At 36.5% G+C, this 15162-nt stretch carries 13 protein-coding genes and 1 tRNA gene; 4 read left to right on the top strand and 10 right to left on the bottom strand.

Annotation, left to right across the window (positions count from 1 at the left end):
* Window positions 1–123: 123 nt before the first annotated feature.
* The 4 genes from I5349_RS12380 to I5349_RS12365 form a co-directional block, all read right to left on the bottom strand.
* Window positions 124–1395, bottom strand: a complete 1272-nt coding sequence (locus I5349_RS12380; RefSeq protein ID WP_226391084.1) for an adenylosuccinate synthase — start codon at window positions 1393–1395, stop codon at window positions 124–126.
* A 103-nt stretch (window positions 1396–1498) separates the two neighbouring features.
* Window positions 1499–1837 carry an STAS domain-containing protein gene (locus I5349_RS12375; RefSeq protein WP_226391083.1) on the bottom strand — a complete coding sequence of 113 codons (339 nt, stop codon included), beginning with the start codon at window positions 1835–1837 and terminating at the stop codon, window positions 1499–1501.
* Between the two features lie 11 nt (window positions 1838–1848).
* Window positions 1849–2322 (bottom strand): Fur family transcriptional regulator, encoded by a 474-nt coding sequence (locus I5349_RS12370; protein WP_226391082.1) that lies wholly within the window; start codon window positions 2320–2322, stop codon window positions 1849–1851.
* A gap of 68 nt (window positions 2323–2390) precedes the next feature.
* Window positions 2391–4604, bottom strand: coding sequence for a RelA/SpoT family protein (locus tag I5349_RS12365; protein WP_226391081.1), 2214 nt, complete (start codon window positions 4602–4604; stop codon window positions 2391–2393).
* 118 nt (window positions 4605–4722) lie between these two features.
* Between I5349_RS12365 and I5349_RS12360 the strand changes: the two genes are divergently transcribed.
* The 4 genes from I5349_RS12360 to clpX all read left to right on the top strand — a co-directional run bounded on the left by I5349_RS12360 (window position 4723) and on the right by clpX (window position 8204).
* Window positions 4723–4804, top strand: a tRNA-Leu gene (locus I5349_RS12360).
* Between the two features lie 80 nt (window positions 4805–4884).
* Complete coding sequence (gene tig, locus I5349_RS12355) at window positions 4885–6222, top strand: trigger factor (RefSeq protein WP_226391080.1); 1338 nt, start codon at window positions 4885–4887, stop codon at window positions 6220–6222.
* Window positions 6223–6306: 84 nt separating this feature from the next.
* Window positions 6307–6978 (top strand): ClpP family protease, encoded by a 672-nt coding sequence (locus I5349_RS12350; protein ID WP_262895399.1) that lies wholly within the window; start codon window positions 6307–6309, stop codon window positions 6976–6978.
* A gap of 2 nt (window positions 6979–6980) precedes the next feature.
* Window positions 6981–8204: an ATP-dependent Clp protease ATP-binding subunit ClpX gene (gene clpX, locus I5349_RS12345; protein WP_226391079.1), complete on the top strand. Its 1224-nt coding sequence runs from the start codon at window positions 6981–6983 to the stop codon at window positions 8202–8204.
* Here the strand turns inward: clpX and lpxB are convergent.
* The 6 genes from lpxB to I5349_RS12315 form a co-directional block, all read right to left on the bottom strand.
* Window positions 8201–9316, bottom strand: coding sequence for a lipid-A-disaccharide synthase (lpxB, locus tag I5349_RS12340; RefSeq protein ID WP_226391078.1), 1116 nt, complete (start codon window positions 9314–9316; stop codon window positions 8201–8203). The two genes, clpX and lpxB, sit on opposite strands and share 4 nt — an antisense overlap.
* Before the next feature lie 3 nt (window positions 9317–9319).
* Window positions 9320–9745 carry a 6-pyruvoyl trahydropterin synthase family protein gene (locus I5349_RS12335; RefSeq protein ID WP_226391077.1) on the bottom strand — a complete coding sequence of 142 codons (426 nt, stop codon included), beginning with the start codon at window positions 9743–9745 and terminating at the stop codon, window positions 9320–9322.
* 204 nt (window positions 9746–9949) lie between these two features.
* Entirely contained in the window at window positions 9950–12514 is a 2565-nt protein-coding gene (locus tag I5349_RS12330; protein WP_226391076.1) for a TonB-dependent receptor, read from the bottom strand.
* A 4-nt stretch (window positions 12515–12518) separates the two neighbouring features.
* Entirely contained in the window at window positions 12519–13196 is a 678-nt protein-coding gene (locus I5349_RS12325) for a hypothetical protein (RefSeq protein WP_226391075.1), read from the bottom strand.
* 54 nt (window positions 13197–13250) lie between these two features.
* Window positions 13251–13715: a DUF4843 domain-containing protein gene (locus tag I5349_RS12320; protein WP_226391074.1), complete on the bottom strand. Its 465-nt coding sequence runs from the start codon at window positions 13713–13715 to the stop codon at window positions 13251–13253.
* 10 nt (window positions 13716–13725) lie between these two features.
* Window positions 13726–15159, bottom strand: coding sequence for a RagB/SusD family nutrient uptake outer membrane protein (locus I5349_RS12315; RefSeq protein ID WP_226391073.1), 1434 nt, complete (start codon window positions 15157–15159; stop codon window positions 13726–13728).
* Window positions 15160–15162 lie beyond the last annotated feature (3 nt).

Here is a 15162-nt window from a genome sequence, read left to right as displayed (position 1 = left end):
TTTAAATCAACTACCAAATCATACACAAAACCTTTTTTGACAAACTAACCAAACACCCTGAGTAACAAGAAGAAAAAAATGCAAGACTTATGAAAATCTTGCATTCTTAAACATTTAAATAAATTATCGTATGATTGTTTGAGTCCTGTCTGGGCCAATCGATACTATTTTGATTGGCACTTCAAGGTGCTTTTCTAAATAAGAAACATAATTAGTCAGTTCCTGAGGGAGCTTATTGAAATCAGAAATATTATCTAAACTACAGTTCCAACCAGGCAACACTTCATAAATAGGCTCAATGTCTTCATAAAGTGTTTCAAACGAAAGCTTATCTGTAACTGAACCATCAGATAGCTTATAAGCTACGCAGGCTTTTATTTCCTTAAATATATTGAGCACGTCAGCCTTCATCATGAATAGCTGAGTGACTCCATTGATCGTGATGACATATTTCAAAGCTGGCAAATCAATCCAACCACATCTACGAGGTCTTCCAGTAGTGGCTCCAAACTCTCTTCCTTCTTTTCTCATCATCTCACCTACCTCATCAGAAAGCTCTGTGGGAAATGGTCCGCTACCTACCCTCGTACAGTAAGCTTTGAATATCCCAAATACTTCACCAATATTTGCTGGAGCAACTCCAAGTCCTGTACAAGCACCCGCTGCCATCGTATTAGAACTTGTCACAAAAGGGTAACTACCAAAATCTATGTCTAAAAGAGATCCTTGCGCGCCTTCAGCTAATACCGTCTTTCCTGATTTTAGGGCTTCATTAACTTGGTATTCACTATCTACTAAGTTGAACTGCTTCAAAAAGTCGAGCGCAGCGTAAAATTCTCCCTCCATCTCATCTAATAAAGATGTGTCATGTTTATAATATGCCAGAATAGAAAGGTGCTGCTCTTTGATGCTATGGTAGCGATCTTTGAATTTATCACTTAAGATATCTCCCACTCGTAGACCCATACGACCAATTTTATCTTGGTATGTTGGACCTATTCCTTTTAGTGTAGATCCGATTTTGAGATCTCCTTTTGCGTTTTCATACGCTGCATCTAATAATTTGTGGGTCGGAAGTATCAAAGCTGCCTTTTTGGATACGAAAAAGTTTTTCGTTAAGTCTAGCTGGAATTTATCTAAAGCCAATATCTCCCTCTTCAGTACTACTGGGTCTAATACAACTCCATTACCAATGACATTCTCAATGTTTTCTCTGAAAATACCGCTTGGAATCTGATGCAACACATGTTTGAACCCATCAAATTCTAAAGTGTGGCCTGCGTTTGGACCTCCTTGGAATCTTGCGACCATATTATATTTAGGTGCTAGATAATCTACGATTTTACCTTTGCCCTCGTCTCCCCACTGTAAGCCAAGCAGTACGTCTAATTTCATCTTCTGTTTGTTTGTGATTTTTAAAATGCCGCGTGAAGTTTGCAATAAGCATAAAAAAAAACAACAGGAATTGAAATAATATCCTGTTGCCTATCGATTTAGATTATTTGAGGGCTGTCAGTGCCTCTGGCACATCATCGTAGATTTGGAAGATATTATTCAGTTTAGTAATAATAAGAAGCTTACTCACATGCTCGGATGGCTTGGCCAATACAATATCACCACCAACATTTCGCAACTTCGTAAGGATAGTGATCAAAACCCCTATACCACTACTACTGATGTATCTCACCTCTTCTAAATTAATGATAGCCTTAGTGATCTTACTATTAATCCCATCATTTACTATTTCTAATAATCTTGGGCCATCTTGATCACCTATCAAGTCACCAGATAAATGAAGTAAAAGTACTCCGTCAACAACTTCTTTTCTATTTTTCATTTTGAGATTTCTTAAGCAGATAGTTCCTTTTTATGCTCGCAATCCTGCTTCATGCAACTAGCATATAAAATCAAGGAGTGATGAATGACTTTATAGTTCAAAACTTCTCCTACTGTGTTTTGAATATTTTGAATCCTTGGGTCACAAAACTCCAATACTTTGTGGCACTCAGTGCAAATTAAATGATCATGCTGTTTATAACCGTAAGATTTCTCGTATTGGGCAAGGTTCTTTCCAAACTGATGCTTGGTAACTAAATCACACTCTACTAAAAGATCTAAGGTATTATACACAGTAGCTCTACTAACTCGGTAGTTCTTATTTTTCATACTTATATATAGAGACTCTACGTCAAAGTGTCCATCTCTACCATATATCTCTTCGAGTATAGCATATCTTTCAGGAGTTTTTCGGAGTTTTTTGTTCTCCAGATAAGCTGTAAAGATCTTTTTTACCTCTGTAAATATTGTTTCGTTTAATGCCATCTAAATAAATCTATCATTAGGAATCGCAAATATAACTGCAAAGACAACAAAGTCTCAGCTAAAAAGATTTAATCAAATCTATTCACCTTTAATACGCCTTCTACCTTCATAAGTTTTAGACGTAATTCATCGAGGTGCTTGGTACTGTTGACATATAGCTTGATCGTGCCATCAAAGACTCCTGCATCAGAATCTACTGTGATCGAGCGCATATTTACTTTCAGTTCATTAGAGATCACTTTGGTGACGTCATTGATCAAACCTACTCTATCTGTACCGATAATCTTGAGACCTGCTAAGAATGCGATCTCTTGCTGAGATGTCCATTTAGCTTTGATGACTCTATTACCGTGGTTAGAAAGTAACTCAAGGGCATTTGGACAAGAAGTTCGATGAATTTTGATTCCCTCATTGATCGTAACGAATCCAAAGACATCATCTCCAGGGATAGGATTGCAACATTTGGCCATGATATAATCCACCACATCCATGTCCTCTCCTATGAGCAACTGGTCATGATCTGGCCCTTTGAGATTTTTTATTTGTTTGACAAAACTCGACTCATCTGTGACACTGGATAGTGGACTTTGCTCTTTTCTTTTTTTCTTTTCCTCCTTAAATGCTTTGATATGGGTCGCATCTATCAGGCCCTTACCAACTCTATAGTAAAATTCATTTGGAGTTTTGGTCTCAAAATAAGCTCTTAATTGATCCACCACTTCAGAAGTAAACTCAATCTTCATGCTCTTCAGCTTTCGCTGAACGATCTCTTTTCCATCTGCGATAAAACCTTTTTTCTCTTCTCTGATCGCTTCTTTGATACCCGCTTTAGCTTTAGATGAAGTCACAAATCTCAACCAATCTTCGGATGGTTTTTGCTTATTTGAGGTTAGGATTTCTATTTGATCACCGTTTTTGAGTTTATAGTTAATAGGTACCAGCTTTTGATTCACTTTAGCCCCTATACACTTCGCTCCTATTTGCGTATGAATATCAAAAGCAAAATCTAATGCAGTGGCATCTGAAGGAAGTGCTCTCAAATCACCTTTAGGGGTGAAGACAAATACTTCGTCCTGAAATAAATTAGACCTGAAATCGTCCATAAACTCTATCGCAGAGCTATCATTGGACTCTAGCATATCGCGAACCTTGCTGATCCATGCTTCCAAACCATATTTTTGATTAGGTGCCTGCTCCTTCTCCTTATACTTCCAATGCGCTGCATATCCCTTTTCAGCGATATCATCCATACGAGTGGTTCTGATCTGAACTTCTACCCATTGTCCTGTATTACTCATCACGGTAGTATGTAGCGATTCGTAGCCATTGGCCTTAGGCGTACTAATCCAGTCGCGCAATCTATCAGGATTTGGCTTATAAAAATCAGTCACTATAGAATATACCTGCCAACAATCTGCCTTTTCATTTTCAGGTTCAGAATCGATGATGATTCTGATAGCAAAAAGATCATACACCTCTTCGAAGGGTATGTTTTGCTTTTTCATCTTATTATATATAGAGTGAATAGACTTGGGTCTACCCTTGATCTGGTAAGTAAATCCCTGCGCTACTAATTCCTCTTCTACTGGAGCCGTGAAAGCTTTTATAAATTTATTTCTAGCAAGTTTTGTGCTATTGATCTGATGCGAGATCGTTCTATAGGTTGGGGTATCGGTGAATTTTAAGTGTAAGTCTTCCAGTTCGGACTTGATGGCATAAAGTCCCAGTCTGTGGGCTAAAGGAGCATAGAGATACATCGTCTCCGAGGCTATCTTGAGCTGCTTATGCCTTGGCATGCTGTCTAGGGTTCTCATATTATTGAGACGATCCGCTATCTTAATCAAGATAACTCTCACATCTTCAGATAATGTAAGGAGCATCTTTCGGAAGTTTTCTGCTTGCTGGGAAGTACCATAGTCAAATACTCCAGAGATCTTAGTCAAACCATCAATGATCTTAGCCACTTTGGTTCCGAAGTCTCTTTCTATATCGCTCAGCTCCACATCAGTATCCTCGACTACATCATGAAGTAGTGCCGCTACGATACTTGTCGTACCAAGCCCAATCTCCTCTACACATACTTGCGCCACATCTAACGGGTGATAAATGTATGGTTCACCAGATTTTCTACGCATTTCTTTGTGTGCCTCCAATGAAGTATTGAAAGCCTTCTTAATAATACGGGCATCACCTGGCTTTAAAAATGGCTTCGCATATCTGAGTAGCTTACGATACCTTTTTAATATCTCTTTACGCTCTGACTCTACATCAACTTTAATCATAAATTAAAATTACCATAAATTTTGACTCCCTATCTAAGGAAATATTTTTTTAAGATTTTTTCAACCTGCCTCTTGAAATTATAAAAAAGCTAATTACCTTTGCATCCACATTAGAGAAGCGGATGTGGCGAAATTGGTAGACGCACTAGACTTAGGATCTAGCGCTGCGAGGCATGGGGGTTCGAGTCCCTCCATCCGCACACACAACCCTCAGTCACGATATCCATCGAGATTGAGGGTTTTTAGTTTAAAGTAATCTTTCACCTAATCATATATTGCCTTGGAAATCACACTTGACAAGAAATCTAACAACGAAGGTTTAGTTAAAATTAAGTTAACTGAAGCAGATTATCAACCTAGAGTCGAAGCTAAAATCAAAGACTACGGCAAAAAGGTAAACATCAAAGGTTTCCGTCCTGGAAAAGCTCCTGCATCCATGATCAAGAAGATGTATGGTACATCTGTGTTGGTAGAGGAGATCAATGACATCCTTTCTAAGACACTTAATGATTATATCAAAACCAACGATATTCAAATCTTAGGTGAGCCACTTCCTGACATGGAAGCTTCTAAAAGAATCGATTGGGACAATCAAAAAGAGTTTGAATTTGCCTATCAAATCGGTTTTGTTGGAGATCTAAAAATAGAGCTCAATGATAAAATCAAAGCTACTGCTTACGAAATCGAATTGGATGATAAGGCTGTAGAAGACACTATCGCTAATCTCAGAAGCCAATATGGTGATACTTCAAATCCTGAAGTGAGTGAAGAAGGCGACTTCATATTCGGTGAACTAGTGTCTGAAGATGGGTCTACTAAAAAGACCACCTCTCTTCCCTTAGAGAAAATGGATGGTCGTGTTCAAAAGAAATTCATTGGAGTAAAGAAAGATGATACAATCGAATTTGAACCTGCTAAAGCTTTCAAAAAAGGTGAATCTGCTGAAGATATTTTGAATCTTACTGCTGAAGAAAGTCAAGCTTTCGCAACTGGCAAAGCAACTTTCACTGTGAAAAACATCAATAGAACTAGCGAAGCTGAACTAAATCAAGACTTTTTTGATAAGATTTTCGGTAAAGATGCTGTGGATTCACTTGAAGGTTTCAAAGCTAAAGTGAAGGATGTCCTTACATCAAATTACAACAAAGAAGCTGCTTCATTTTCAAATGAAAAAATCAAAGAAGCTATCGTATCTAAAATGAAGATCGATCTTCCTGATGAATTTCTCAAGAAATGGTTAGTAGCCGCTAATGAGAATAAGTTTTCAGCGGAACAAGTAGCAGCAGAGTATGATCAGTATGCTACTCAACTTAGATGGTCTATCATCGCTAATGAGATTGCTAAAAATAACAGCATCAAAGTTGAGCATGAAGATGTCGTAGAAGCTACCAAAAATATGATCAGAGAGCAACTTGCTGCAAGTGGCTTAGGTGCTCAGCTAGAAGCCAATATGGATGCTTTTGTCGATAACTATCTCAAAGGAGAGAATGGTGACAACTACATGAAGACGCTCAATCAAGTACAATCTGAAAAAGTACTAGCTGTGGCTAAAGAGCAAATCACTGTAAAAACTGAAAAGGTAAGCCCTGATAAACTGCGCGAGATCGCAGCAAACTAATCAGTGAATAAATATGTTAAAGAAAAGTCCTCACTGTAGGGCTTTTTTTTATTTTTGTACTTAACCCTTTTAATCAAAAAAGAAATGATAAATAAAAATGAGTTTAGAAAATACGCTATTCATAATCAAGGTGTGAGTGGCACTGCCTTTGACGGATATGTGAATCATATAGAAAATATGACCCGTGCTGTCATTGAAGAGAGACCTACCAATTTCAGAGAAATAGATGTGTTTTCTAGATTGATCATGGATAGGATCATCTTTTTAGGTATGCAAGTGGATGATAATATCGCCAATATCATCACTGCACAACTTCTATTCTTAGAGTCTGTTGACAGCAAAAAAGATATTCTTTTATACATCAACAGTCCTGGAGGGTCAGTTTATGCAGGTCTTGGTATATACGACACCATGAACTTTGTGACTCCTGACGTGGGTACGATCTGTACTGGACTAGCAGCATCTATGGGGGCTGTACTACTAGCTGGAGGTGCGGCTGGTAAGCGTTCTGCCCTGCCACATGCCCGTATCATGATCCATCAACCTATGAGTGGTATGCAAGGACAAGCTTCAGATATGGAGATTAGCCTCAAGCAAACACTATCTGTAAAGAAGGATCTATATGATATTTTGGCTCATCACAGTGGTAAGACTTACGAACAAATAGAAAAAGACTCTGATAGAGACTTTTGGATGAAATCATCAGAAGCTAAAGAATATGGCTTAATTGATGAGGTATTGATCAGAAAAAAATAATTATGGCTCAAGTAACCTGTTCCTTTTGCGGAAGAAATAAAAAAGATGTCGAACTGATGGTCTCTGGGATCAATGCACACATATGTGACAAGTGTATCTCTCAGGCTAATCAAATTTTAGACGAAGAGCATAAGGTTCAAAAAGAGAACAAGGCTCCAAAATTCAACCTACTAAAGCCAAAAGAACTAAAGAAGTTTTTGGATGAGTATGTCGTAGGGCAGGATGAAGCTAAAAAATACCTAACGGTAGCTGTATATAATCATTACAAGCGATTGATGCAGCATAAAAGCTCTGATGAAATACAGATAGAAAAATCTAATATCATCATGGTGGGCGATACTGGTACAGGTAAAACATATTTAGCTAGGACACTAGCAAAGGTTTTAGAAGTGCCATTTTGCATAGCGGATGCTACTGTATTGACAGAAGCAGGGTATGTCGGTGAAGATGTAGAGAGCATCTTGACTAGACTACTCCAGGCTGCCAACTATAATGTAGAAGCAGCAGAAAGAGGGATCGTATATATCGATGAGATCGATAAGATAGCTCGCAAGTCAGATAATCCTTCTATCACTAGAGATGTCAGTGGTGAAGGTGTGCAGCAAGCCATGCTTAAATTGCTAGAAGGCACAGTAGTCAATGTCCCACCACAAGGAGGACGTAAGCACCCTGATCAAAAGATGATCGCAGTGAACACAGAAAACATCCTCTTCATTTGTGGTGGAGCGTTTGATGGTATCACGAGGATGATCGCCAATAGACTGAATACTCGTCCTCTTGGGTTTGGTGGTAAAGAAGACTATGAGGATATCGATAAGGACAATCTACTGCAATATGTGACTGCTCAAGACCTCAAATCATTCGGCTTGATCCCAGAACTCATAGGTAGACTTCCTGTGTTAACTTATCTAGAGCCTCTAAATAAAGAAACGCTCAAGATGATTTTGACTAGTCCAAAAAATGCTTTGACCAAACAGTATAAAAAGCTAATGGACATGGAAGGGATCTCCCTCAAGTTTGAAGAAGATGCGCTAGACTATATCGTGGAAAAAGCGATAGAATTTAAGCTAGGTGCTAGAGGTCTAAGATCGATTTGTGAAGCTATCATCACAGATGCGATGTACGAATTACCTTCAGAAACAGATAAAGAAGCCTTGGTGATCGATAGAGCCTATGCTTCTGAGAAGTTTGATAAATCTAAATTCAAAAAATTGAAAGTAGCTTAAGCTTTAACTTTTGATAAATCTTCTATGATAAGCCTCGCAAGTTTTTGTGAGGCTTTTTCATTCCCTAGCTTTTCTTTGATCTCTTGATAACCCTCTGCTATCACGCCTTTGGTGTACAGGTCAGCAGTGATCAATCTGAGGTTGACCGATAGCTGCTCAGCATTCAGCTCATCCTGGATCAACTCTTTGACTACAGGTTTATCTGCAATGAGATTCACTAAAGAGATGTATGGCACTTTGATGACGCGCTTACCTATTTGATAACTTAGCGGACTCGTTTTATAGCAAACTATTTGAGGAACACCAAAGAGTGCTGTTTCCAGTGTAGCTGTACCAGAGGTCACTAGAGCTGCATTGGCATAGTGGAGCAGGTCATAAGTTTGATCGTAGATCACATTAATACCAAGCCTTCTAGCTGATGCATAGATATTGTCATCCAAGTTTTTAACCCCAGCCAAGACAAATTGGAATTGATCAAACTGCTTGATGACTGAAAGCATTGGTTTCAACATATTCAAGACCTCTTGCTCACGACTACCGGGTAAGAGTGCTATGATGGGCTTGTAATTCAGCTCATTCTTTTGATAAAAGAAGTCATGCGGGGTAAAGTCTCTAATCGCATCTAACAGTGGATTGCCTACATAATCTACCTCCCAGTCAAACTGCTGGAAGAAATCCTTCTCGAAAGGTAATATGACAAACATTCGGTCTACTATTTCCTTAAGCTTCCAAGCTCTTTTGGTATTCCAAGCCCATACTTTAGGGGAAATGTAATAATGCACTCTGATGCCCTGTGATTTGGCAAAAGCGGCCATTTTCATGTTAAAGCCTCCGAAATCTATCAGCACGAGTACATCAGGTTTGGTGCGGAGTAAATCACGTTTTACAGCGTCCATCATGTGTTTCACCTTACGGATATTGACTAGCACTTCCCAGAAGCCCATGACAGCAATGTCCTTATAGTGAAAATGGAGTGATACTCCAGCCTCAGCCATGAAGTCACCTCCCATGCCTATGATTTCAGCATCGGTATCTTGATTAAAAAGTTCCTTAGCCAAATTAGACCCATGAAGGTCTCCTGATCGCTCTCCTGCTATGATATAATATTTCAAAGCTTATGCATTTTCTCCGTAGTACTCCACAAAATTCCTTGGAGTTTCATACAGTTTCAGTTTATATAGCTGACCATTGGTGGTGATTTTAGCAATGGCAGGTGCTAATATTTTCCACATCTCCATGATGAAAATCTCACAGCTGGCCATTTTACCTTTCATGAAATCTACGTCTAGGTTAAGATTCTTATGATCTACTTTATCAATCAATTCAGCCTTAATCACTTGGCTTAAAGCTTTCATATCAACTACGAAACCAGTCTCAGGATCAGGAATCCCCCCTACCGTCACGATCAGTTCAAAATTATGCCCATGCCAATTTTCATTGGCGCAAGGTCCAAAAATAGCCTCATTCTTTTCTTTGGTCCAATTAGGATTGTACAGCTTGTGTGCTGCATTGAAATGTTCTTTACGACTGACGTAGATCATGCTAAATATCTAATAAGTCCGCAAAGATAGGAAGGATTGAGAGGAAATAAAAAGGCTCCTGATGGAGCCTTTTGCTATTCAATGCTTTTAAGCAGGTTATGATATAGACAGGATATTAATTATTCCTATCATAAAGGATCACCTTTTGATGAATGAAAAATAAGTAGAAGCTTTTTCGTCAGTACAAAGTTTGATAATGATTTATTAACGAAGATTAAGCATTTTAGAAACAATATTTCCCTCCTTATCAAAACCGTTGAGAACTAAAGTGTAGAATTCACCTTTTGGAAGGAAAAAAGACTCATTAACTATACCTAAAGACTTCCAAAACAAAAATGGATCATTAAATAAATAAAATGGCTTTAATAAACGATTGTCATAATAACCAGAGATAGAGAGCTGTGAGTTAAGTTTAACAGGAGTATTTGTTATATTATTTATAGAAAATCCCTTTTTTGAATACATGGCTACTACTCCAGAAGCACCTACAACACCGAATTGAGAGATGGAAGCAGGATCTTTGTATACCTCAATTGACTCTAAATCACTAACTTTTAAAAATCTAACAAATGAAGGATCGAATGGCATATCATCCAATAAAAATAATGGTGGGTAAAGTATTGCAGATCCTGTAACTGGATCAATCTCTAAAGTTCCATTATTTCGAATTGAAATAAATCCCTCATCAGCTCCATTGGTTGTGATTTTAGCACCGGGGACTTTTGCTGCTAACAATTCATAAACAGTCAAAAAAGACTCTGAACCCAAGATATTTGAGGTACTTATAGTAACATCTCCTGGTAAATAATTTCTATTCTGAAAGTCACTAAAATTATATGAAGAAACTGTAAATTCATCTAGATCAACAAATTTTAAAGTATCACCATTATACTTTCTAAGGGGATGTACAAGATCATAGTTTATTAATTGATATCCTCTTCTATCCATAATTAAATCAAAATCATAGATAATATTACTTATTGAAACCTCAACATTTGCTAGATCAACTTTCCTATGACTAATGACCACATTCACTGAATCATAAAAATCTAATCCTGAAATAGAAAAAGTGCCATCTGCATTCGGATCAACAACAGCTGAGCTACTATGAAGGTCGCTAAAAAAGATTAAACTAATAGGGAAGTCACTTTTTAAAAGCTTTTTCAATACTGGCATTTGAAAATCATAGCTCAATTTCGGTTTTGCAATTGGCTTAACGTCTCTCTCTAACTGTTTATTATAGAGATAATCATTATATTCAAAATAAAGTAATGAATTATTGATGTTTCTATGACTACTTGGATCCTCTGAATCTAAGTAACCACCGTAATTAAAAATGCTATTCTTAAAATTAGAGGATATCAAACTACTCGAAACGAATGATTGACTTTGAATTGATTGATTAAACCGAGTGAGAATAGACATAGATATAAAATAAAGCTCTTCACTTAATCCATTAAATGACACATAATAATTATCATCTTGAAAAGATAAAACTTTATTCAATAAAACATTTCCTTTATCCATTGGTGGTACATAAAAATACCTAAAGTCAAGAAGATCTCCATCACTATCATAAACATTTAACGCATTTAATCCAATTTGTAAATTATCCTTTTTTAAATTTATAATTGTGTCAGAATTATGTTTAAAATATATTTGACGTTTGTTTCCAGAACGTACTTCTATAAATATTGGGACCTGATCTCTATTTTTGACAGAAAAACTAATATCAAGTTGATTAGATATTTGATTAAATACTATGCTAACAGGTTTATCCAGTGTATTTATTTTTAGTCTAAATGGCTCTTGATCATACAATGACCTTATTGAAAAATCAAATGACCTATACTCTTCTGGTAGATCTATGTAACAATAATTTAGTTCAGGAACAGTTTCAGGAACATAAAGACTATCGCCTACGATAAAATAAGACTCTCCAAAATCAACATTTTTAATGTCTTTAAAAAAAACTACATGCCGGATTAAAGAATCACTTACAGAAACACTTTTGTTAAATACAATTATATCATTATTTAATAAGGGTAAATATAATTCCGAACACTGAATAAGATTAGCATCTTTGTCTTTAATATTAATAGTTAAAAGATCAGGATAAAAAGCTGCTCTATTAAGAGAGAAATCTATATTAATATTTGTCTTAGTAAACTTCTGATTATACCTGTAAAAAATTGAATCACTCTTTGAAAGAATAACTTCAAAGTAAAAGTTGAAACTTTCAAAAATTTCGAGCCCCTTCCACTCAGCTAGAAAACTATAATTTAATGAAGATTGAGTAAATCTAGAATTATTAGTTATTGTTGGTTTTGGCAAATAACTTTTCTTAGCATAAAATAACTTTTCACTGAACAGAAATTCTTCCCCAAAATCCAATGAATATGCTGTGTATGCAGTGAGAAAGTAATCTTCATCTACATCAAATATTTTATTGTCAATTTTCCCGTATCCCTTTCCACCCTCTAACTTTACTTTTAGTGTAGAAATCCTACCTCTGGACTTTGAAAGCACATCTACATACATCGTTTCACTAATATTTGAAGGTTTATTATCAGACCCCATAGTAGCAAAACATGTAAAAAAAATATCTTGATTATCAACAATTACTGCTGAACTTAAATGCACAAAAACCTTCTCTACCGGATATTTACCTTCAAAAATTAAGAGATCTGACCTATTAGGAGAGGAAACTGTCTGCGATAAACAGACTTTAGTGAAAATAAAAAAAAAAAGGAATAAAAATACTCTCATGTAACTATTTTAAACCCTTAACTATATCATCTATCTCGCTCCAGTTTAATTTATTTCCTTTAATGTAGGCATCTAGTTTATTAAACACATCTTCACTTAAAACTTTCTTAAAACTAGCCTTATTCAATTTAATCTGATCAAATTTGGAAGAAGATTTAAGATAATAATAATCCTTTTTTACAAATCTATCTGTATCATTTGCCAAAGCATACCCACCCTTTTCAGCTTTTACTAATTCAGTAAAAACATCCTTTAGTATAGTTACTTCTTCCCCCTCATATATCACTTCATAGAGCGTCTCACTTACATTAGATGAAGTAAAGTCATCTTGTTTGTAAAAGACAAACCTTCTCCCGCCATCTATAAAAACAATCTCTGCAATGTTTGAGGCATCAATTACGAATTCTTGAGCAGCCATATCACCTTTTACAGCAACTGCATTCAAGTATCGATTAACATTAACATATGTTCCGACATGTTCCTTTCCATCACTAAATTTAATTTTAGCTTTACCCCAATTTTCCAGTAGATAAGGAGATCCTTTTACATTCTTAAAATCATTGGTATTATCTCTTCCTAATAACCATGTCTCAGGAATAGTACTATCCCATTGATCTTGAGCAGCAAGGTTTAGATTCAAAATCAATAGTAAAAATCCGAATATCGATAAGTGCTTTCTCATAATGATACTAATATAAAAAAAAGGCTTCCAATTTGGAAGCCTTTTATTAAAATTTTAAGGTCTAATTGTTATCCTCAATCTTTTATAGTTCTCTGCTGGTATTATCTGGGAGTTCCCTTCAAGCATCAACACCAAAACTCTAGTCTCTCCTGCCGGTATTGTAGTACCTAATATTTCTACTGAAGCAGTACCAAAGCTAGAATTTGCAGCGATGGTAAATGTACCATTACCACCAAGCGTATAGTTAACACCTTCAACAGCCGTTGTTAACTCAGGGTCTACTGTAAAATTAATTACCTGATCCGTAGTAAACTGCGGAGCAATTAAATTTACTTGCTCATTCAATACTCCTGCGCCAGCGTTAGTCAACCTGTTATAATTAACATTTGAGGCAGTAGCATTAAACTCTACCTGCGCTCTGTCTTTAAATATTCGTTCTTCATCAACATCTTCAATACAACTTCCTAAAAGTGAAACTGTAAGAAATAATGCGAAAATCTTTATAAAGTAATTTTTCATATTTCTAAAATTAATAGCCAAAGTTGTTTCTTAAGTTAGGGTTCAAGTTCAAATCACCACCTGGAAGCGGTGATAGTATTCTCGGATCATTAAACGGAATCAATTCACCTGTTAGATCTGCAGCAGTTTTGTCAATTGCTCTACCACGTCTCTTTAGATCAAAGAATCTATGACCTTCACCTAAAAGCTCCAAACGTCTTTCATCAAGAATTTCCTCCAATAAAGCTGCACCAGTATTCGTAACTAATAATGCTGGATCATTGTAATTCCTTCTTTTTAGAGTCTGAAGTGCTTGTTGGGCGCCAACAGGATTGTTAGACTCAAGTAAGGCTTCAGCAAGTATCAAGTACATTTCAGACAATCTAAATACGGGTATATTGTCTATATTAGGATTTCCTTGATTTCCTTGGAACTTGTGCATTTCAATTCTGCCAATTGGATTAGCTCTACCTGTACCGCTTTGAGGCTTAAGTATACCATTTCTTACGTCATTTGGATTAGACTGTATTAAGCTAATTATCTCAGCAGAAGGAGTGAAATCACCGTTACCAACATAATCAGGATGAAGTGCTGTAGGACCACTGATATAAATAGACTGCAAGGATTCATTAGGACCTTGATTTTCGTTAGTCTGATATTCTAAATACCAAATAGCCTCTGGATGTACAGCTTCTTCCCAATCTGATGCATAATCGGCAGGTGCTGATAAATCAGCAATACCAGAATCGATTACATCTTGCGCATACTGAGCCGCTAACGTCCAGTTACCAGCATATAATGCTATTCTAGCACCAAGCGCTTGAGCTGCTGCTCTAGTAAATCTAGCTCTACTACCATTATTATTCAATAAAGGAATCGCTCTTTCAATGTCGTCTAACATGAACTGGTATACATCATTGATGGGAGCTCTTGCTGGAAAAGTAACATCTGCAATATCTAAGACTGCTTCTGTTACTAGAGGAACACCCCCGCGATTTTGATCTGGATCTGCAGGAAGTGCTGTTGGATTATACGCATAATTATTCATCAAGTTATGATAACAAAGTGCTCTTAATGCGTAAGCTTCTCCTATAGTAGCATCATCTAAAACATCAGAGCCAGCAATAACTACATTAAGACTTAATAGTGTTCCATAGTTACCCCATGAACCTGATAAATGAGCTCCAAACGTATTGTTAAACTGTGCTCCGAAAGTACCTCTATTGATATTTCTAGTGAAATTATCTGCCATTATCTCAGGCTGAACTAACCAAGCACTACCATATCTACCTAGGCCTTGAAAATCATCATAACTATCAATTAACAATGCTCTCAAAACCTCTGGAGATTCCAAAGCACCATCAATAGAAATTGATTGCCTTGGTTCAGTGTCTAATATGTCACTACAGCTAGATGCGAACATCACTGCTAAAGAACATGCAAATATTTTATAATATTTTTTCATATT

Origin of the sequence: Penaeicola halotolerans (genome assembly GCF_016464625.1) — a bacterium.
GTDB classification, from domain to species: domain Bacteria; phylum Bacteroidota; class Bacteroidia; order Cytophagales; family Cyclobacteriaceae; genus Penaeicola; species Penaeicola halotolerans.
Note: the sequence above shows the minus strand (reverse complement) of the source record. Positions and strands in the feature narration are given on the sequence as shown.

Coding starts and splice junctions, on each gene's coding strand:
- I5349_RS12375 (WP_226391083.1), bottom strand. CDS start 1,837: ATGAAAAATAGAAAAGAAGTTGTTGACGGAGTACTTTTACTTCATTTA.
- clpX (WP_226391079.1), top strand. CDS start 6,981: ATGGCTCAAGTAACCTGTTCCTTTTGCGGAAGAAATAAAAAAGATGTC.
- I5349_RS12350 (WP_262895399.1), top strand. CDS start 6,307: ATGATAAATAAAAATGAGTTTAGAAAATACGCTATTCATAATCAAGGT.
- I5349_RS12365 (WP_226391081.1), bottom strand. CDS start 4,604: ATGATTAAAGTTGATGTAGAGTCAGAGCGTAAAGAGATATTAAAAAGG.
- I5349_RS12325 (WP_226391075.1), bottom strand. CDS start 13,196: ATGAGAAAGCACTTATCGATATTCGGATTTTTACTATTGATTTTGAAT.
- I5349_RS12320 (WP_226391074.1), bottom strand. CDS start 13,715: ATGAAAAATTACTTTATAAAGATTTTCGCATTATTTCTTACAGTTTCA.
- I5349_RS12335 (WP_226391077.1), bottom strand. CDS start 9,745: ATGATCTACGTCAGTCGTAAAGAACATTTCAATGCAGCACACAAGCTG.
- I5349_RS12315 (WP_226391073.1), bottom strand. CDS start 15,159: ATGAAAAAATATTATAAAATATTTGCATGTTCTTTAGCAGTGATGTTC.
- I5349_RS12380 (WP_226391084.1), bottom strand. CDS start 1,395: ATGAAATTAGACGTACTGCTTGGCTTACAGTGGGGAGACGAGGGCAAA.
- I5349_RS12330 (WP_226391076.1), bottom strand. CDS start 12,514: ATGAGAGTATTTTTATTCCTTTTTTTTTTTATTTTCACTAAAGTCTGT.
- I5349_RS12370 (WP_226391082.1), bottom strand. CDS start 2,322: ATGGCATTAAACGAAACAATATTTACAGAGGTAAAAAAGATCTTTACA.